2 protein-coding genes are annotated in these 24,461 nt (G+C 36.1%); both read right to left on the bottom strand.

Annotated features, from left to right (window positions below):
* Positions 1-6: 6 nt before the first annotated feature.
* Positions 7-24,171, bottom strand: a complete 24,165-nt coding sequence (locus AC5SLW_RS02625; RefSeq protein ID WP_494575658.1) for a cadherin-like domain-containing protein — start codon at positions 24,169-24,171, stop codon at positions 7-9.
* Between the two features lie 56 nt (positions 24,172-24,227).
* Positions 24,228-24,455, bottom strand: a complete 228-nt coding sequence (locus AC5SLW_RS02620; protein ID WP_011282048.1) for a hypothetical protein — start codon at positions 24,453-24,455, stop codon at positions 24,228-24,230.
* Positions 24,456-24,461 lie beyond the last annotated feature (6 nt).

Raw genomic sequence — 24,461 nt, 5'->3', positions numbered from 1 at the left:
GTTATTTTATAGTCTATTAATAAGGTCATTACCATAATCTTCCCAATCATTAAATTCTTTATCTAATTGGTCGCTTAAAGTAACAAATTTATTATTTTCACCCCCATCAAAATTTTGGGATACATTTTGCTCTTGTAAATCAATTTCTAAATCTTTTACAATAATTTTTCCATCCTGCTCAATAATAAGTTTTAATTCTAATTGAGAAACATCTTCAGGTGGATTTTCTGCAATAATTTGACCCGTTACAGGATCATACTCAAGCCAGTCAGGTACTTCGGTTCCATCTTTAAGAACAAGTTTAGTATTATTAAAATTACCCTTTAGCTCATTGGGTAAATCTATAATTAAATCATTTCCAATATTTAAAGGTTTAAGTTGAAAAATTGTTTCTGGTTTAAACGTTTCAATAATTTCATTGATATCTGCTTGATTGTTAAAATTTAATGTTTTGTTAAATGATCTTTCAACTAATCCATCTTCATTTTGTTTTACAATATTAACCGTACCGTCTTCATTAACAGTAATTGAAGAATTTGTTCTTTTTGCTTGTTTGATAATTTTTCTATCTTGTTTTATTTTTTCAGGATCAATTTCAACTGCAATTTCTCGAGTTTCATTGTTTTTATCCGTTGCAATAATCATAATTTCAACTTTATCTACACCTTCTGGAATATTTGTGGTTGTTTGACCTGTTTTAGGATTAATTTTAATCCACTCAGGTAATGCAGAACCATCACTCATTTTTCCATCAAATTTAACAATCTCATTGTCGGCTTCATTCATGACACCAAATTTCAATTTTAAACCTTCTTGTTTGTCTTTAACTTTAAGGTTTGAAAGTTCTCCTTCAGAAATTTGAAGAGAGTCTGTTTCGGCAACTAAATCAACTAATTTAAGACCTTGGGAATAATCTGTTTTTCTTGCAGTTTGTTCAAATTCAAAATTATTTAAATCAAATTCTGTTGATTGATTTAGTTCTGTGAAAGTATTTTCAACTTGAACTCTTGCTTCCATTCTAGCTTGATTTATAATAATTCTTTCAGCTTTCTTTTCTCTAATTTCTTTAACAACACCACCACCATTTTGTAATTTTAATACAATTGAACTTGTATCCGTAACACCACTACCATCTCTAACTGTATAATTAAAATATTCATAAACTATTTCACCTGGATCCAATGTATCTTTTAAACCTTCATTAACTATATATGTGTAACTACCATTTGAGTTCATTATCAAAGAACCATAAGTTCCAATTAATGCCTCCCCTAATGTTCCAGCAGTACCTGAGCCTTCAGTTGATCCTGTTCTTATCTCGGTTACTATTGATGTATCATTTGAATCTGGATCAGTATCGTTAGTTAACACATCTTTTTCAGAGTCATTTGTGACTGTTAAAGTTGAAGTTGCTGCTATATCAATTGTATTACTATCATTAACACCAACTGGGGCATCATTAGCACCTGTAACCGTTATAGTAAGTTGTCCTGTATCTGTTCCACCATTACCGTCTGAAACTGTATATGTAAAATAATCTATTCCAGTTTCTCCACTACCTAAAACATCATTAGGCGTATAACTATATGTTCCATCTGAATTAATTGTTAAAGATCCATAAGTACCAGTTAAAGGTGTAGCTATTGCTCCAAATGTTCCAGAGCCAGACTCTGTTCCTGTTCTTATGCCTGATATTTCTAATGTATCTCCCTCTGTATCTGTGTCGCCATAGAGAATATCTGAAGTCCCGTCTGTGACTGTTGTAGTAGTGCCTTCTGTTGCGGTATTCGTTTCATTATCAGCAACCGGATTATCATTTGTTGCGGTTACGTTAATTGTCATAGTGTAACTTGAAGCACTATCTGCATCGCCATCATTTACAGAGAAACCAATTGTTGTATAAGGAGATCCATTTTCATCTGCAGTAGGATTTAATCTTAAATAACTATTTGAGATATCTGTTGCAGTAATAACTTGATTTAAGGTTACATCTACCCAGTTTGATCCATTGTAATACTGCAACGCACCAGCGTCTTCTAATGTTGTAATTTTTACACTTACTAATGCATCGTCATCATCTGCATCTGTATAGCCAAAATCAGAAGTTGAAAATACATATGGTGTATCCTCTTCTGTTGAAACTGTATTGTTTGATGCTGTTGGCACATCATTAACACCAGTTACTGTAAAGATTAATGTTGCAGTGTCTGTCGCATTACTATCTGAAACTGTGTAAGTGAAACTATCTGTTGCAGTGTCTGAGGCATCTAAATCGTCTGATGCTGATTGATCTGCAACGTAAGTGTATGTTCCGTTAGCTCCTATTTTTAATGTTCCATAAGTTCCAGTAACTGAGGTAAAATTATTGTTATAAGTACTACTTCCAGCAACTGAACTATTGGATCCACCTGTTACTGCAATTTGAGTTACTGTTAAAGTGTCACTATCAGCATCCGTATCTCCATGTAAAACATCTGAAGTTCCATCGGTGACTGTGACCGTTGCATCTTCATTCACTGAATTAATTTCGTTGTCAGCTACTGGAGCATCATTTGTATTGATTACATTAACGGTCATTGTATACGAAGATGAACTGTCCGCATCTCCATCATTTACAGAAAAACCAATTGTTGTATAGGGTGAGCCTGTTTCATTTTCAGTAGGATTTAATCTTAAATAATTATTTGAGATATCGGTTGCAGTTATTACTTGATTTAAGGTTACATCTACCCAAGCGCTACCATTATAATATTGTAATGCACCAGCGTCTTCTAATGTTGTAATTTTTACACTTACTAATGCATCGTCATCATCTGCATCTGTATAGCCAAAATCAGAAGTTGAAAATACATATGGTGTATCCTCTTCTGTTGAAACTGTATTGTTTGATGCTGTTGGCACATCATTAACACCAGTTACTGTAAAGATTAATGTTGCAGTGTCTGTCGCTGTTCCATCTGAAACTGTGTAAGTGAAACTATCTGTTGCAGTGTCTGAAGCATCTAAATCATCAGCAGCATTTTGATCAGCTACATATGTATAAGTACCATCAGCTCCAACAGTAAGTGTACCATAAGTTCCTGTTACCGTTTCTGGTGAACCAGAATTATAAGTACTGCTTGCAGTAACTGCATTATTGGAGCTACCTGTTACTGCTATTTGTGTAACTGTAAATGCATCATCATCATCAGCATCACTATCATCATCCATTAATAAACTTGATCCTGAACTTCTTGTAACTGTCGCATCTTCGTTAACAGCATCAGTATCATTGACTGCAACTGGAGCATCGTTAACACCAGTAATAGTAATTGTAATTGTTGCTGTATCCGTTGCGGTTCCATCTGAAACTGTATAGGTAAATACATCTGTTGCAGTGTCTGAAGCGTCTAAATCATCTGAAGCACTTTGATCGGCTACATATGTATATGTTCCATCACTTGCTAAAGTTAAAGTTCCATAAGTACCAGTTAAACCAGAACCAATTGAGCCTGCAGTTCCACTTCCGCCTTCCGCTCCAGTTCTAATTGCTGAAACTGTTAGAGATGCGCTGTCATCTGCATCCGTATCTCCATGTAAAACATCTGAAGTTCCATCTGTGACTGTAAGTGTTGCATCTTCATTTACTGAATTTGTTTCATTATCCGCAACTGGAGCATCGTTAATTCCTGTCACTGTAAAGATTAATGTTGCAGTGTCAGTAGCTGTTCCGTCTGAAACTGTATAAGTGAAACTATCTGTTGCAGTATCTGAAGCATCTAAATCATCAGCAGCACTTTGATCTGCAACGTAAGTGTATGTTCCATCAGCACCAACTTTTAATGTTCCATAAGTTCCAGTAATTGAAGTAAAATTGCTATTATAAGAACTTGAGCTTGCAACTGAAGAATTAGAAGCTCCTGTTACTGCAATTTGAGTTACGGTAAAACTATCATCATCATCAGCATCACTATCATCTGCCATTAATAAATTATCACCTGAAGTTCTGGTAACTGTTGCATCTTCGTTAACAGCATCAGTATCATTGACTGCAACGGGAGCATCGTTAACACCAGTAATAGTAATTGTAATTGTTGCAGTATCGGTTGCTGTTCCATCTGATAGTGTATAGGTAAAGACATCTGTTGCAGTATCTGAAGCATCTAAATCATCAGCAGCACTTTGATCTGCTACATATGTATATGTTCCATCAGCACCCACTGTTAAAGCACCATAAGTTCCAGTAATTGATTGACCATTTAAATAAGTGGTGCTCGATGTAACGCTTTCTGTGTTTCCATTTGTATGAGCAACGTTAGTTAAAGTTAAAGTATCTGATGAATCTGGATCTGTATCATTGTCATCTATTACTCCACTTGATGCAGATGAAATGGTTGTAGTAGCATCTTCATTAACACTAGCTGTATCATCAGTAGCTGTTGGAGTATCATTAACTGCTGTTACATTTACCGTAATAGTATTAGGTGTTGAACTACTTGCATCCCCATCATTTACTGTAAAATTAAAAGTAGTGTAAGGAGATCCATTCTCATCTGCAGTAGGATTTAATCTTAATTTATTAGCAGCAATGTCTGTTGCTGTTATCACCTGATTTAAAGTTACATCTACCCAAGCGCTACCATTATAATATTGTAATGCACCAGCATCTTCTAAAGTTGTAATTTTTATACTTACTAATGCATCATCATCATCTGCATCTGTGTATCCAAAATCTGATGCTGAAAATACGTAAGGGGTATCTTCGTTTGTAGTAACTGCATTATCAGATGCAGTTGGCACATCATTAATTCCGGTTACTGTAAAGATTAATGTTGCAGTGTCAGTAGTATCACCATCTGAAATTGTGTAAGTGAAACTATCTGTTACAGAATCTGAGGCATCTAAATCATCAGCTGCACTTTGATCGGCTACATATGTATAAGTACCATCAGCACCAACAGTAAGTGTACCGTATGTACCTGTAACTTGAGTCCCACTTGAATTATAAGAACTTGAGCTTGCAACTGAACTATTGGATCCACCTGTTACTGCTATTTGTGTAACTGTAAATGCATCATCATCATCAGCATCACTATCATCTGCCATTAATAAACTTGAGCCTGAACTTCTGGTTACTGTGGCATCTTCATTAACAGCATCAGTATCATTGACTGCAACTGGAGCATCATTGATACCTGTCACTGTAAAGATTAAAGTAGCTGTATCCGTAGCTGTTCCATCTGAAACTGTATAAGTAAAACTATCTGTTGCAGTATCACTTGCATCTAAATCGTCTGACGCTGATTGATCTGCAACGTAAGTATAAGTACCATCAGCACCAACTTTTAATGTTCCATAAGTTCCAGTAATTGAAGTAAAATTGCTATTATAAGAACTTGAGCTTGCAACTGAACTGTTTGATCCACCTGTTAGTGCAATTTGTGTAACAGTAAAACTATCATCATCATCAGCATCACTATCATCTGCCATTAATAAACTTGAGCCTGAAGTTTGTGTTACTGTTGCGTCCTCATTAACTACATCGCTATCGTTAACTGCTACAGGAGCATCGTTAATTCCTGTCACTGTAAAGATTAATGTTGCAGTGTCAGTAGCTGTTCCGTCTGAAACTGTATAAGTGAAACTATCTGTTGCAGTATCTGAAGCATCTAAATCATCAGCAGCACTTTGATCTGCAACGTAAGTGTATGTTCCATCAGCACCTATAGTTAAAGTACCATATGTACCCGTTACTGATCTACCATTAGAATTATATGAACTTGAACTTGCAACTGAACTATTTGATCCACCTGTTACTGCAATTTGAGTTACTGTTAAGGTATCACCACTATCAACATCAGTATCTCCATGTAAAACATCTGAGGTTCCATCAGTCACAGTTACTGTTGCATCTTCATTGACTGAATTAGTTTCATCATCTGCAACAGGTGCATCGTTAACTGCTGTTACATTGACTGTAATTGTATTAGCTGAGGCACTATCTGCATCGCCATCATTTACTGTAAAATCAAAACTAGTGTAAGAAGATCCATTTTCATTTGCAGCTGGGTTAAATCTTAATTTATTAGCAGCAATGTCAGTTGCTGTTATCACTTGATTTTCAGTTACATCTACCCAAGCACTACCATTATTATATTGTAAAGCACCTGCATCTTCTAATCCTGTAATTTTTACACTTACTAACGCATCATCGTCATCTGCATCTGTGTAGCCAAAATCTGATGCTGAAAATACATAAGCTGTATCCTCATTTGTAGTTACAGTTTTATCTGCAGCAGTTGGTACATCATTAACACCAGTTACTGTAAAGATTAATGTTGCAGTGTCTGTTGTTGTTCCATCCGATATTGTATAAGTGAAACTATCTGTTGCAGTGTCTGAAGCATCTAAATCATCAGCAGCACTTTGATCGGCTACATATGTATATGTTCCATCTGCACCAACTTTTAATGTTCCATAAGTTCCAGTAACTGAGGTAAAATTATTGTTATAAGTACTACTTCCAGCAACTGAACTGTTTGATCCACCTGTTACTGCAATTTGAGTTACTGTAAATGCATCATCATCATCAGCATCACTATCATCTGCCATTAATAAACTTGAGCCTGAACTTCTGGTTACTGTGGCATCTTCATTTAATGCATCAGTATCGTTGACTGCAACTGGAGCATCGTTAATTCCTGTCACTGTAAAGATTAATGTTGCTGTGTCAGTTGCCGTTCCATCCGATATTGTATATGTAAAACTATCTGTTACTTGGTCGTTTAAATCTAAATCATCAGCAGCACTTTGATCTGCTTCATATGTATATGATCCGTCAGCTCCAACAACTAGAGTACCGTATGTTCCAGTTACTGAAGTTCCATTAGAATAAGTAGTGCTTGAGTTTACACTTGAATTTGATCCACCTGTTACTGCAATTTGTGTAACAGTAAAACTATCATCATCATCAGCATCACTATCATCTGCCATTAATAAATTATCACCTGAACTTCTGGTAACTGTTGCATCTTCATTTAATGCATCGGTGTCATTGACTGCAACTGGAGCATCATTGATACCTGTCACTGTAAAGATTAATGTTGCAGTGTCTGTTGTTGTTCCGTCTGAAACTGTGTAAGTGAAACTATCTGTTGCAGTATCATTTAAATCTAAATCATCTGCAGCACTTTGATCGGCTACATATGTATAAGTACCATTTGCGCCAATAACCAGTGTACCATAAGTTCCCGTTACAGAAGTTCCATTAGAATAAGTAGTACTTGAAGTAACACTTGAGTTTGAACTTCCAGTAACAGCTATTTGTGTAACTGTTAAAGATGAAACTGTATCATCACCATCTACATCTGTATCGTTATCTTGTGTAACTCCACTTGAAGCTGAGGAAACTGTCAAGGTTGCGTCTTCATTTACTGAACCAGTATCGTTATTAGCAACGGGAGCATCGTTTGCTCCAAGAATTGTAATTGTAATTACTCCAATATCTGTTGCTGTTCCATCTGATAATGTATAATTAAATGAGTCTGTGACTGAGTCACCTGCATCTAATGCATCCGCTGCATCTTGATTGGCTACATAAGAATAAGAACCATCTGCTGCAATGGTTAATTGACCATACGTTCCCGTTAAAGCAGATCCAATGGATCCTGCTGTTCCTGAACCTTCACTTGAGCCTACTCTAATTGCAGTAACAGTTAGAGATGCACTATCATCAGCATCACTATCTGTATGAGAACTTGAACTAGTATCAATAATATCACCAGAGTGTTCACCTGTTGCATCATAACTTCCTGATAAATTGGCATTAGCACCATTTGAAACTGTTAAAGTTCCATCTTCGACAATAACTCCTACATCATTTTGTGCAACTGGAGCATCGTTAATTCCTGTTACTGTAAAGATTAATGTTGCAGTGTCTGTCGCTGTTCCATCCGATATTGTATATGTGAAACTATCTGTTACTTGGTCGTTTAAATCTAAATCATCAGCAGCATTTTGATCAGCTACATATGTATATGTTCCATTAGCACCAACAGTAAGTGTACCATAAGTTCCTGTTACTGTTTCTGGTGAACCAGAATTATAAGTACTATTTGCAGTAACTGCGTTATCAGAGCTACCAGTAACTGCTATTTGAGTTACTGTGAAACTATCATCATCATCAGCATCGCTGTCATCAGCCATTAATAAATTATCACCTGAAGTTCTGGTAACTGTTGCATCTTCGTTAACTGCATCAGTATCGTTGACTGCAACTGGAGCATCGTTAATTCCTGTTACTGTAAAGATTAATGTTGCAGTGTCTGTCGCTGTTCCATCTGAAACTGTGTAAGTGAAACTATCTGTTGCAGTGTCTGAAGCATCTAAATCATCAGACGCTGATTGATCAGCTACATAAGTATATGTTCCATTAGCACCTATTTTTAATGTTCCATAAGTTCCAGTAACTGAAGTAAAATTGCTGTTATAAGCACTGCTTCCAGCAACTGAACTATTTGATCCACCTGTTACTGCAATTTGAGTTACTGTTAAGGTATCACCACTATCTGCATCCGTATCTCCATGTAAAACATCAGACGTTCCATCTGTGACTGTGACTGTTGCATCTTCATTAACTGAATTAGTTTCATTATCTGCAACAGGTGCGTTATTTACATTTGTAACATTTACCGTAATTGTATTTGGAGTTGCGCTATCTGCATCCCCATCATTTACTGTAAAATTAAAAGTAGTGTAAGGCGAACCATTTTCATTAGTAGCTGGATTTAATCTCAACTTATTAGCAGCAATGTCTGTTGCTGTTATTACTTGATTTAAAGTTACATCTACCCAGTTTGATCCATTATTATATTGTAATGCACCAGCATCTTCTAAAGTTGTAATTTTTACACTTACTAATGCGTCATCATCATCTGCATCTGTGTATCCAAAATCTGATGCTGAAAATACATAAGGGGTATCTTCTGCAGTAGAAATTGTTTTATCTGAAGCTGTTGGCACATCATTAATTCCGGTTACTGTAAAGATTAATGTTGCAGTGTCTGTTGCTGTTCCATCCGATATTGTATATGTGAAACTATCTGTTGCAGTGTCTGAAGCATCTAAATCGTCTGACGCTGATTGATCTGCAACGTAAGTGTATGTTCCATTTGCACCAACAGTAAGTGTACCATAAGTTCCTGTTACTGTTTCTGGTGAACCAGAATTGTAAGTGCTGCTTGCAGTAACTGCGTTATTTGATCCGCCTGTTACTGCTATTTGTGTAACTGTAAATGCATCATCATCATCAGCATCACTATCATCATCCATTAATAAACTTGAACCTGAACTTCTGGTAACTGTCGCATCTTCGTTAACAGCATCAGTATCATCAACTGCAACTGGAGCATCGTTAATTCCTGTCACTGTAAAGATTAATGTTGCAGTGTCAGTAGCTGTTCCGTCTGAAACTGTATAAGTGAAACTATCTGTTGCAGTATCATTTAAGTCTAAATCATCAGCTGCACTTTGATCGGCTACATATGTATAAGTACCATCAGCACCCACTTTTAATGTTCCATAAGTTCCAGTAATTGAAGTAAAATTGCTATTATAAGAACTTGAGCTTGCAACTGAAGAATTAGAAGCTCCTGTTACTGCAATTTGAGTTACGGTAAAACTATCATCATCATCAGCATCACTATCATCTGCCATTAATAAATTATCACCTGAAGTTCTGGTAACTGTTGCATCTTCGTTAACTGCATCAGTATCGTTGACTGCAACTGGAGCATCGTTAATTCCTGTCACTGTTATTGTAATTGTTGCAGTATCCGTTGCGGTTCCATCTGATAGTGTATAGGTAAAGACATCTGTTGCAGTGTCTGAAGCATCTAAATCATCTGCAGCACTTTGATCAGCTGCATAAGTATAAGTTCCATCCGCTGCTAAAGTTAATGTACCATAATAACCTACGACAGCATTTGTTCCTGCTGTTCCACTGTTTCCGTTTGCAGATGATGCATTTCCACCACTTTGATTTGTAGCTGATGTATGAGAATAAGTTGTAGCTGTTAAAGTATCGCCACTATCAACATCGGTATCTCCATGTAAAACATCTGACGATCCATCGGTAACGGTTAATGTTGCATCTTCATTGACTGAATTAGTTTCATCATCTGCAACAGGTGCATCGTTAACTGCTGTTACATTGACTGTAATTGTATTAGCTGAGGCACTATCTGCATCGCCATCATTTACTGTAAAATCAAAACTAGTGTAAGAAGATCCATTTTCATTTGCAGCTGGGTTAAATCTTAATTTATTAGCAGCAATGTCAGTTGCTGTTATCACTTGATTTTCAGTTACATCTACCCAAGCACTACCATTATTATATTGTAAAGCACCTGCATCTTCTAATCCTGTAATTTTTACACTTACTAACGCATCATCGTCATCTGCATCTGTGTAGCCAAAATCTGATGCTGAAAATACATAAGCTGTATCCTCATTTGTAGTTACAGTTTTATCTGCAGCAGTTGGTACATCATTAACACCAGTTACTGTAAAGATTAATGTTGCAGTGTCTGTTGTTGTTCCATCCGATATTGTATAAGTGAAACTATCTGTTGCAGTGTCTGAAGCATCTAAATCATCAGACGCTGATTGATCTGCAACGTAAGTATATGTTCCATTAGCACCAACAGTAAGTGTACCATAAGTTCCTGTTACCGTTTCTGGTGAACCAGAATTATAAGTACTGCTTGCAGTAACTGCATTATTTGATCCACCTGTTACTGCAATTTGTGTAACGGTAAAACTATCATCATCATCAGCATCACTATCATCTGCCATTAATAAATTATCACCTGAAGTTCTGGTAACTGTTGCATCTTCGTTAACAGCATCAGTATCATTGACTGCAACTGGAGCATCGTTAATTCCTGTCACTGTTATTGTAATTGTTGCAGTATCGGTTGCGGTTCCATCTGATAGTGTATAGGTAAAGACATCTGTTGCAGTGTCTGAAGCATCTAAATCATCTGCAGCACTTTGATCAGCTGCATAAGTATAAGTTCCATCCGCTGCTAAAGTTAATGTACCATAATAACCTACGACAGCATTTGTTCCTGCTGTTCCACTGTTTCCGTTTGCAGATGATGCATTTCCACCACTTTGATTTGTAGCTGATGTATGAGAATAAGTTGTAACTGTTAAAGTATCACTATCTGCGTCTGTATCTCCGTGTAAAACATCTGAGGTTCCATCCGTAACAGTTAATGTTGCATCTTCATTAACAGCTCCTGTTTCATCATCTGCAACAGGTGCATCGTTAACTGCTGTTACATTGACTGTAATTGTATTAGCTGAGGCACTGTCTGCATCGCCATCATTTACTGTAAAATTAAAAGTAGTGTATGAAGATCCATTTTCATTTGCAGCTGGGTTAAATCTCAATTTATCATTACCGATATCCGTTGCTGTTATCACCTGATTTAAAGTTACATCTACCCAAGCACTACCATTATTATATTGTAAAGCACCTGCATCTTCTAATCCTGTAATTTTTACACTTACTAACGCATCATCGTCATCTGCATCTGTGTAGCCAAAATCATTTGCTGAAAATACATAAGGAGTATCTTCGTTTGTAGTTACAGTTTTATCTGCAGCTTCTGGTACATCATTGATACCAGTTACTGTAATTATTAATGTAGCTGTATCAAACCATGTATTATCTGATACGGTATAAGTAAAACTATCTGTCACAGTATCACTTGCATCTAGCGCATCAGCTGCTGCTTGATCTGCAACATAAGTATAAGATCCATCAGCTCCAACTTTTAATGTTCCATAAGTTCCAGTAACTGTTGTAAAATTACTATTATAAGTACTACTTCCAGCAACAGAACTATTTGATCCACCTGTGACTTTAATTTGTGTCACCGTTAAAGATGAACTATCATCTGCATCTGTATCATCAGCAACTAATAATTCTGATCCTGAGCTTTCAGTTATAGTTGCATCTTCATTTACAGCATCTGTATCATTAACTGCAACTGGTACATCATTGATACCAGTTACTGTAATTATTAATGTTGCTGTAGATGTTGCTGTTCCATCTGAGACTGTATAAGTAAAACTATCTGTCACATTATCACCAACATCTAGTGCATCCGCTGCAGCTTGATCTGCAACATAAGTATAAGATCCATCAGCACCAACTTTTAATGTTCCATAAGTTCCAGTAACTGTTGTAAAATTACTATTATAAGTACTACTTCCAGCAACAGAACTATTTGATCCACCTGTGACTTTAATTTGTGTCACCGTTAAAGATGAACTATCATCTGCATCTGTATCATCAGCAACTAATAATTCTGATCCTGAGCTTTCAGTTATAGTTGCATCTTCGTTAACACTATCTGTATCATTAACTCCAATTGGGTCATCGTTCACTCCTGTAACAGTAATTGTAATATTGGCAGTATCTGTTCCACCATTTCCATCTGAAACTGTATAAGTAAATACATCTGTAACAGTGTCGCTTGCATCTAATGCATCCGCTGCATCTTGATCAGCTACATAAGTATAAGTTCCATTAGCACCAATGACTAATGTCCCATAAGTTCCTGTAACCGAAGTTCCGTTGCTATGATTGGTTCCTCCACTAACTGAACTATTTGATCCACCATCTTTTTTAATTTGAGTAATAACCAATGATGATGCGCTATCATCGGCGTCCGCATCTGTATCATTATCTTGAGTTACACCACTTGATGCTGTTGAAACTGTTAAAGTTGCATCTTCATTAACTGACCCTGTGTCATTTGTAGCTGAAGGTGCATCATTAACACCTGTGACTGTAATAGTTAAATTTGCAGTATCTGTTCCACCATTGCCGTCTGAAATAGTATAAGTAAATACATCTGTAACAGTGTCGCTTGCATCTAAAGCATCAGCTGCAGCTTGATCCGCAACATATGTATAAGTTCCATCAGCTCCAACCGTTAATGTTCCATAGGTTCCTGTGACTGATGTTCCGCTTGAATTATATGAGCTTCCTCCAGATACGGATGAATTACTTCCACCATCTTTTTTAATTTGAGTAACCGTTAAACTATCACCATCAGCATCTGAATCATCTGCATTTAATAAACCTGAACCTGAGCTTTGAGTAACTGTTGCATCTTCATTAACACTATCAGTATCTGCAACAGCTGAAGGAGCATTGTTACTACTATTAACTGTAATTGTTAAAGTAGCTGTATGTGTTGCTGTTCCATCTGATAATGTGTAAGTAAAAACATCGGTACCAGTACTTGAACCTGCAATGTATTGATAAGTACCGTCTGCACCAACTCTCAAAGTTCCCTTACTGCCAGTAACTGATGTGTAACCTGAATTATAAGCAGTTCCTGGATTAACAGCAGTTGCGCTTCCACTTGCTGTGGTTGCAACAATACTCGATACACTTAATGAAGCACTAGCATCTGCATCCGTATCCCCATGTAAAAGATCTGAAGTACCATCAGTGACTGTTAAAGTTTGAGTTGTATCAACTGAACCTGTTTCAGCATCTGCAACAGGTGTATCATTAATTCCATTAACAGTAATAGTTAAAACTGCAATATCCGTTTCACCTTGTCCATCTGAAACTGTATAATTAAAAGTGTCAGTTACCACATCACCTGGATCCAATGCATCCGCTGCATCTTGATTTGCTACATAGGTATATGATCCATTTGCAGCAATTGTTAATTGACCGTATGTTCCTGTTAAAGCTGAACCAACAGATCCTACGGTACCCGATCCCTCACTTGATCCTGTTCTAATCGCAGTAACTGTAAGAGTATCGCTATCAGGGTCTGTATCATAATTAGCAGTTGAACTTGTGTTAATGACATCTCCTGAATGTTCGCCGCTAACATTTACTACATTAAAAGGTGAAGCTAGATTCCATTCTTTAATTTTTGCTGGATCACTACTACCATTAAAACTAAAGAATTTTGATCCATCATTGTTAAAAGTGATAAATTGAGTAGGGACTCCATTACCAAGAGAACCAGTAGCTTCACCAGTATCAAAATAGGTGCTATTTGAACTTGCAGTCATAAGATCATAAGCAGTTGACAATGACCACTGTGATATTTTTGCTGTAGAACCAATTGTTGTTGTTTGATAAACTGTAAATAACTTTGTACCATCGTTATTATATTGCATACCAGTAACACTTGCAGACAAATATGAAGAAGTTTTTGAAGCAGTTGAAGTATCAAAAGAAGTACTTAAAGTATATTTGTATATACCACTAACTTCACTAATAAACATCTCTGAACCATCGTCATTAAAAAGAAATTTTCTATAATTTTTATACTGATTCCCTAACCGGAGGGAATTACCCGCTGTTACAGTGCTGGTAATATCGTAAGGGGTGCTTAAAGTGTATTGATACATATAACTTGAAGTATTTTGATTAGGAGAATCAAAAAGAACAAAAAGCTTTGTTCCGTCATTATTAAATCTCATAGCTTCGTTGTCTGTAGTCCATGAGCCTCCAACATCAGCATTATCATTACTTGAAACTGAAGCAGTTGATACGTCAAAAGGAATTGATAATGTGTATTGAAAAAGGCTTCTACCAGAGAGACCAGAAGCAGATCCTAATGTGTACATTTTTGTTCCATCAGGATTAAAAAGTAAATCGTTAAAAGTACTTTGAGTAGTAACAGGATTTGAATTTGAACCTGCAATAGTAAAGCTATCGCTATCATCGTAAGATGCTGGTGCAACAGTTGTTAAATTATCACCATCATCAACTTCTAACGTTGCATCTTCATTTACAGTACCATTATCATCTCGTGCAGTTAGATCTTGGCTAGCAATAATATTCATTGTAAGGGTTGCAGTAGATGTAGTGGAGCCATCTGAAACGATATAAGTGAAGACATCCTTTATATTTGCATCTCCTGCATCAAGGCCTGATATATTTGAGTTTGCAACATAAGAGTAAGAACCATCAGAGTTAATTGTTAAAGTACCGTACTCACCTGTCACTGTTTCAGAGTTACTTGAAAAAGTTGTTTGTGCATTTCCACCTGCTGTCGTTGCAGTGATACTAGTAATATTGCTACCATTATCAGTAATATCTCCAGTATGATTACCGGTGCTTGCTCCAGAGTTAGCGGCTGCACTATTTGCAACAGTTAAAGTTCCACCTTCTTTAATGAAACCTGCATCATTAACTCCAAGAATTGTAATTGTAATTACTCCAATGTCTGTTGCTGTTCCATCTGATAATGTGTAATTAAATGATTCTGTGACTGAGTCACCTACCGCTGCATCTTGATTAGCTACATAAGAATAAGAACCATCTGCTGCAATAGTTAATTGACCATAAGTACCCGTTAAAGCTGAACCAATTGAACCAGCGGTTCCTGAACCTTCGCTTGAGCCTGTTCTAATTGCTGAAACTGTTAGAGATGCACTAGCATCGGCATCACTATCTGTATGAGAACTTGAACTAGTATCAATTACATCACCAGAATGTTCACCTGTTGCATCATAAGAACCTGAAACATTGGCATTAGCACCATTTGAAACTGTTAAAGTTCCATCTTCGACAATAACTCCAACATCATTTTGTGCAACTGGAGCATCATTCATACCAATTACTGTAATTGTTATAGTTGCTGTATCAGTTCCACCATTTCCATCATCTACAGTATAAGTAAATATATCTGTTACAGTATCTCCTGAATCTAAGGCCTGAGTTACTGTTAGATCTGCAGTATAAGTGTAAGAACCATTACCTTCTAAATCCAATGTTCCATAATAACCTGTAACATTGTTGGTTCCAGCTGTTCCAGTACTGCTTGTTGAAGATATACTACCCCCATCTTGATCTGTTGCTGATGTATGAGAGTAAGTTGTAACCGTTAGTGCGTCGCTTTCAGGGTCTGTATCATAATTATCTGTTGAACTTGTGTTAATGACATCTCCTGAATGTTCACCTGATACATCTATTAAGCTGAAAGGAGTAGTAAGCGAATATTCAAAAAGTTTATCTTGTTGTGAGCCTGTCATAAACATTTTTGTACCATCATTGTTAAATGTAATACCGAGTGGATACCAATCTTTAGATGAAACATCAAAACTACCTACAAACTCAAAAGTAGATGATAAGTCAAAACCAGTTGAGAGTGTATATTCATTAACATCCTTTCCCAATCCAGATATAAACATTTTTTTTCCATCATTGCTAAATGCAAAACCGTATGGACTTGCTTCTTGAGTGCCAACACTTACATAATTATTTGTACGAGATGCTGAAGTTACATCAAAGGCAGTTGAAAGAGAGTATTCATGCACTTCACGTTGTTGTGCATCTAGCGCAAATAATTTGGTTCCATCGCTATTAAATGCTACGTTTACACCACTACCCATATTACGAGTATTTGGGTACTCCAGTATTAAATCAAAGAAATTATTATTATAAGAACTTGTGGAAATATCATAAGCAGTTGATACGTCATATTCATATAATCTACCCGAATAAGCTGAATAGAATTTGGTTCCATCATTATTAAATGTGAAATTACTCGATGAAGAATTCTCATTACTAAGGTCAAAAGTTTCATCTGCACCATCAAATGAAGCACTAGAAATATCAAAGGCGGTTGTTAATGTATATTGATGAATTTCATTTGTATTTTGATAAGTATCAAGCACAAACATTTTTGTTCCATCAGGACTAAATTTTGTTTCCTGACTTTGATATCCTGCATCCCCTAAAGATTTAGATCTAACAAATGAAGCTGCAGTAACACTTGTTGTTGCATTACTACTATTAGAAACTGTTAACGTTACATCTTCATTTACAATACCAGTGTCACCTCTTGCAGTTGGTGCATCGTTAACTGCTGTTACATTGACTGTAATTGTATTAGCTGAGGCACTGTCTGCATCGCCATCATTTACTGTAAAATCAAAACTAGTGTAAGAAGATCCATTTTCATTTGCAGCTGGGTTAAATCTCAATTTATTATTACCGATATCCGTTGCTGTTATCACTTGATTTTCAGTTACATCTACCCAAGCTGATCCATTGTTATATTGTAAAGCACCTGCATCTTCTAATCCTGTAATTTTTACACTTACTAACGCATCATCATCATCTACATCCGTGTAGCCAAAATCTGACGCTGAAAATACATAAGCTGTATCCTCATTTGTAGTTACAGTTTTATCTGCAGCTGTTGGTACATCATTGATACCAGTTACTGTAATGATTATTGTTGCAGTGTCTGTTGCCGTTCCATCTGAAACCGTGTAAGTAAAACTATCGGTTGCGGTATCTCCAGCATCAAGGTCATCAGCAGCTGATTGATCTGCTGTATAAGTATAAGTACCATCCGCACCAATTACTAAAGTGCCATAAGTACCTGTTTTTGATGTTCCGTTACTATTGTAAGTACTACTTCCTGCAACTGATGAAGCAGATGCACCTGTTACTGCAATTTGGGTAACGGTTAATGCATCATTTTCAGTATCAGTGTCTCCACTCAAAACATCTGACGATCCATCGGTAACGGTTAATGTTGCATCTTCATTAACTGAATTAGTTTCGTTATCTGCAACAGGTGCATCGTTAACTGCTGTTACATTGACTGTAATTGTATTAGCTGAGGCACTGTCTGCATCGCCATCATTTACTGTAAAATCAAAACTAGTGTAAGAAGATCCATTTTCATTTGCAGCTGGGTTAAATCTCAATTTATTATTACCGATATCCGTTGCTGTTATCACTTGATTTTCAGTTACATCTACCCAAGCTGATCCATTGTTATATTGTAAAGCACCTGCATCTTCTAATCCTGTAATTTTTACACTTACTAACGCATCATCATCATCTACATCCGTGTAGCCAAAATCTGACGCTGAAAATACATAAGCTGTATCCTCATTTGTAGTTACAGTTTTATCTGCAGCTGTTGGTACATCATTGATACCAGTTACTGTAATGATTATTGTTGCAGTGTCTGTTGCCGTTCCATCTGAAACCGTGTAAGTAAAACTATCGGTTGCGGTATCTCCAGCATCAAGGTCATCAGCAGCTGATTGATCTGCTGTATAAGTATAAGTACCATCCGCACCAATTACTAAAGTGCCATAAGTACCTGTTTTTGATGTTCCGTTACTATTGTAAGTACTACTTCCTGCAACTGATGAAGCAGATGCACCTGTTACTGCAATTTGGGTAACGGTTAATGCATCATTTTCAGTATCAGTGTCTCCACTCAAAACATCTGACGATCCATCGGTAACGGTTAATGTTGCATCTTCATTAACAGCTCCCGTTTCATCATCTGCAACAGGTGCATCGTTAACTGCTGTTACATTGACTGTAATTGTATTAGCTGAGGCACTATCTGCATCGCCATCATTTACTGTAAAATCAAAACTAGTGTAAGAAGATCCATTTTCATTTGCAGCTGGGTTAAATCTTAATTTATTAGCAGCAATGTCTGTTGCGGTTATCACTTGGTTTTCAGTTACATCTACCCAAGCTGATCCATTGTTATATTGTAAAGCACCTGCATCTTCTAATCCTGTAATTTTTACACTTACTAACGCATCATCGTCATCTGCATCTGTGTAGCCAAAATCTGATGCTGAAAATACGTAAGGAGTATCTTCGTTTGTAGTTACAGTTTTATCTGCAGCAGTTGGCACATCATTAACTCCTGTCACTGTTATTGTAATTGTTGCAGTATCCGTTGCGGTTCCATCTGATAGTGTATAGGTAAAGACATCTGTTGCAGTGTCTGAAGCGTCTAAATCATCAGCAGCACTTTGATCAGCTGCATAAGTATACGTTCCATCCGCTGCTAAAGTTAATGTACCATAATAACCTACAACGGCACTTGATCCTGCAGTTCCACTATTTCCATTTCCAGATGATGCACTTCCACCACTTTGGTTTGTAGCTAATGTATGAGAATAAGTTGTAACTGTTAAAGATGCACTATCATCTGCATCTGTATCTCCGTGTAAAACATCAGACGTTCCATCTGTTACAGTTAATGTTGCATCTTCATTAACAGCTCCCGTTTCATTGTCTGCTACAGGTGTATCATTAATACCAACAACTGTAATTGTTAAAACTGCAATATCATCTTCACCATTTCCATCTGAAACTGTATAATTAAAAGTGTCAGTTACCACATCACCTGGATCCAATGCATCAGCTGCTGCTTTGTCAGCAACATAGCTATAAGAACCATCAGAATTCATTGTTAAAGTACCATAAGTACCATCTGTTGTTCCATCTACAGATCCTGCTGTGCCACCTCCTTCTGATGAACCTGTTCTAATGGCTGTAATAGTTAATGTATCACTATCAGCATCACTGTCTGAATTTGATGCTGAGCTTGTATCGATGACATCTCCTGAGTGAGTATCATTAACATCTTTTAACTCATACGGAGATTCTACGTTATAAGTATATATGGTTCCATTAGCAGATTTAGCTAAAAATAATTGTGAACCATCTGGTTTAAATTCGAAACCATTTACATAATTTATATTATGAAGTAACTCTTTTTTTAAAGTAGCGCCAGTTAGATCAAAACCAGTTGAAAGATCATATTGAAAAAGTTTTTTTGATGATTCATTTGTTACAAACATCTTAGTACCATCATCATTAAATTCTATGCCCTTTACATTGTTACCAACGTCTGATGAAACATCTAAAGTATCTACCAGAGTAAAAGTACTGGAAAGATCAAAACCTACAGAGAGAGAATATTCTCTAATTCCACCATCTGTATTTCCTAAAAATAGTTTTGTTCCATCACTATTAAAAGAATGTCCTGTTGGGTAAGAAGAACTAAAACTAAAAGGTCCTCTATTGCTTTCCAAACTCAAAGTTGATAGATCGTAAGCAGTTGAAAGTGAATATTCATACATACGATAACTAGAGTCTCCATTTACTATAAATAACTTAGTCCCATCATTATTAAATGATAAGCTCCATGCTGTAGTATAAGTACCTCCTAAATAATCAGCTTGATGAGTTGCTGTACTTGTGTCGTATGCCGTCGACAAAGTATAATATCCAATATCATCACCAGTAGCACCAATAGTAAACATCTTTGTTCCATCATTATTAAATGTAACATCTCTTGGATACGATTCTTGAGAATTGATACTTGTTGTTCTTACTAAAGAGAGTGCTGTAACACTATTTGCATTTTCGCTATTAGCAACAGTTAACGTTGCATCTTCATTTACAGTTCCTGTATCATTACGTGCTGTTACATCTCCTGATGCTTCAATGGTGATGGTGATGGTTTCAGTAGTAGTGGTTGTTCCGTCTGAAAGTGTATAAGTAAAAACATCAGTGAATGTTTCATCATCTACATCTAAATTAGTAATGTTTGAGTTTGCTGTATAAGTATAAGAGCCATTTGCTTCTAAGTCTAACGTACCATAATCACCAGCAACATTGTTCGTTCCTGCAGTACCACTATTTCCATTTGCTCCACTAGCAGCTCCACCTTGACCTGCTGAACTTGTGTGTGTGTATGTAGTAACAGTTAATGTATCATTTGTATCGGGATCAGTATCATTTCCAAGAATATCACCTGTGTGATCTCCTGTTGCATCATTATTGTTTGAACTACTGTCAGCATCATTAGCAGATGCTCCATCTGCAACAGTTAATGTTTTTCCTTCTTGAATATAACCTGTATCTGCTGTTGCACTTGGTGCATCATTTGAACCAAGTACAGTTATTGTAATTTGTGCAGTATCTGTTGCTGTACTATCTGAGACCGTATAGGTAAAATAATCATTAGCACTTTCACCTGCTGCTAAAGCATTTGCAGCACTTTGATTTGCAGCATAACTATAAGATCCATCTGCAGCTATCGTTAATTGACCATAGGTACCAGTGAGTGCAGCTCCAACAGTTCCTGAATCACCACTTCCACTTTCTTGTCCTTTTCGAATAGCAGTGACTGTTAGAGATGCACTAGCATCGGCATCACTATCTGTATGTGATGATGAACTGGTATCAATTACATCACCAGAATGTTCACCTGTTGCATCATAACTTCCTGATAAATTGGCATTAGCACCATTTGCAACTGTTAAGGTTCCACCTTCAACTATTACTCCAACATCATTTTGAGCACTTGGTGCATCATTCACACCAATTACTGTAATTGTAATAGTTGCAGTATCCGTTTCACCCTGTCCATCAGATACAATATATGTAAAGACATCTGTTACCACATCCCCTGCATCTAGTGCATCCGTTGCATCTAAAGTTGCTGCATATTGATATGAACCATTAGAATTAATCGTTAAAATACCATAAGAACCTGTAACCGCTTCAGTATTACTTGAGAAAGTTGTTTGAGCACTTCCACCAGCTGTTGTGGCTATAATACTTGTAATAGTTAACGTATCGCTGTCAGGGTCTGTATCATAATTAGCAGTTGAACTTGTATTAATGACATCTCCTGAATGTTCACCTGAAATATCTATTAAATTATAAGGACTAACTAAATTATATTCATGAACTTTATCTGAATTATAACCCAACATAAACATTTTAGATCCATCGTTATTAAACCTTAAACTAAAAGTGTCTACGTCTTGTGATGACGTATCGTATTCGCCATGATATGTTGCTGTAGAAACATCAAAAGCAGTAGATAATTCATATTCCGTAATATCATCACCCGTACCTCCGGTAATAAATAATCTTGTTCCGTCGCTATTAAATTCAATGTCTCTAGGATTAGTTTCATAAGACGATGTATTTAACCTTTCACTATCACCTGCATACGTAGCTGAAGATGAAGATATATCAAATGCTGTTGATAGAGAATATTCTTCAATTCGTTGACTATCAAATCCAGTTACGAATAATTTTGTTCCATCATTATTAAAACGAATTCCACAAGGTCTATTGTCTACAACAGATAAACTAACGTTATCGTATGTTCCTGATGAAATATCGTAAGCTGTACCTAAACTATATTGAAAAACTGCATCAGCTGTGTTAGCACCAGTGAAATACAACTTAGTTCCATCATTATTAAAAGTTATACCAAAAATTTCGGCATCTCTTGCTGAGACATCTAAAGAATCTACATAAGAAGCTGACGATACATCAAATGCTGATGTTAAAGTGTATTCATGAATATCATCATTATCATTTCCTGCATGAAACATTTTTAAACCATCTTTGCTAAAAGCAAGTCCAGCAGCTTTATTTTCTTGAACACTAATACTCTCAGCATCATCTGCACTATATGAGGTTGCAGCAGTTGTAATACTGTTAGCATTATCACCATCTACAACAGTTAACGTTGCATCTTCATTTACAGTACCTGTATCATTTCTTGCAGTTAGATCTTGGCTTGGAATAACATTTATAGTTAATGTTTCAGTATCGGTTCCACCATTTCCATCTGATACTGTATAAGTAAAGACATCGGTTACATTTGCTTCACCTGCATCTAAATTATTGATATCTGAACTTGCAACGTATTGATAAGAACCATCTGAACCAATGGTTAAGGTTCCATAAGTTCCATTTACTGAAGTTGCTGATCCATGATTATAAGTAACATTTGTTACAGAAGTTGAAGAACCTGCACCACTATGTTGAATGTGTGTGACAGTTAAACTGTCATTATTGGCATCTGTATCATTATCAGTTATATCACCTGTATTACTTCCAGTAGTCGTGCCAGCAACTGCTGATCCACTATTAGCAACAGTTAATGTTTTGCCTTCTTGAATATATCCAGTATCTGCAACAGCACTTGGATCCACATTAACTTTAACTATAACACGAATATAATCTCCTGTTTTTGAAGAATTATTTTCAGCACCAAAGCTTAAATAATTATTAGTACCTGATCCATAATTTCCAACAGACACCCAGTCAACACTATCGGATGTTTTATTATAGTTATAAAAATTTGGATTTTCTAAAACCCTACCTCCATCAATATCTGAGTAATTACCTGAATGTGTCGGCGAGCTGCCACCACTATTATTGCTTCTCATATCATAAGAAAATGAGCTACTATAATATTGAACACCATTAATAGTTTCCCCTCTTGTATCAGCTTGATCAAAGAAAATACCAACAATCTCACCATCAAAAACTACAGAACCAAATTCCGAACTAGATAGTCTTGATGCGTTACCAACAAATGCCATTAAGTATGAATTAACTGTCATATTTTCGGAAGCTGTTTGGTTTGCATCACCACTAATATAAGCCGTTGAGCCAGAACCTTGATCTGACAAACTTGTATCTGTTGTATCAATGTCTATATCGGAAATTATTTTTCCACTCGCAACACTTACATTTGTATTCTCTAGAGCTAGTGCAAATTTACTATCTGGATCTGAAATGTGAGAATAAATACCATCATTATGTAAGCCCATCTTTGTTTCAGTGGATAAAAGCATATCAACTGTAGTTGAAATATCAGTAACTTTACTATTTGCTAAAATCCCAGATTGGGTTAACGTATCCAGAGAATGATCATAGTGTCTAACTTTTAGTTTTTTAACATCAATAAAACCTTCTTCTTTTTCCAAATCCCAGTTACCATCTTTACCAGTCAAGTCATCTGATGCTGCAATATCTGCTTTAGTAATCTCTGATATTTTTTTAATTAAAATTTCACCTTGTTCAGTAGAAGCTACATTACAACCATAAAATAAAATATCTCCACTTGTGGTTAACGATTGACCGATGGATGCTAAAGTTGATTGGTAATTAGTGATGGTATCGTTATTTAAAAAAGCATTACCAAATAAAATTTCTCCAGCACTACCGTGACCGATGATGTGTAAACCATCAATATCTTTTCGATCATTTAAAATTTCACTAATTCTTTTAAATCCATCTTCATTGGAGTTGATTAAATAAAACTCAGTGTTTTCTTTAAATGAATTAATAATAGTTTCATAATCAGAGACAGCACTATCAATAAAGACTACATTTTTTTTGTTTTGGTCTCTTGCAGTGTTTGCAAAAGGAACTTCATTGTTGTCTTTAGTGGTATCGATTATTTTAGAGTTTTTTTTTATCTCTTCTTGATTGCGTTCATCAATTAAATCTAAAAAGGTTGAGGCCCCTGCTCCATCGAGCATTATCCTCTGCTCAAGGGCTTCTATAAATATTTTCTGTTTCTTTTTAGGTTTTTGGGTCAATTGGTTCTTCGTCTAATTTTACCAGTTATTGTTTGTCCTGGTTTTGCAATTGATTTATTGGGTGTCTTTCTAATACCTCCAATTTTACCTGTTATAGTTTGTCCTGCTCTTGCTTTAACCACACGAGGTAATTTATGTGTTTTAGGTGCATTCAATATGTTTCCTGAAACTTTTTTTTTATTCGAGGCAACTTTAACCTTAATATTCTTTGTAATTTTCTTCATTAGATC

It is taken from the genome of Candidatus Pelagibacter sp. PS_40 (assembly GCF_059417765.1).
This window is presented reverse-complemented; position numbering and strand designations above follow the sequence as displayed.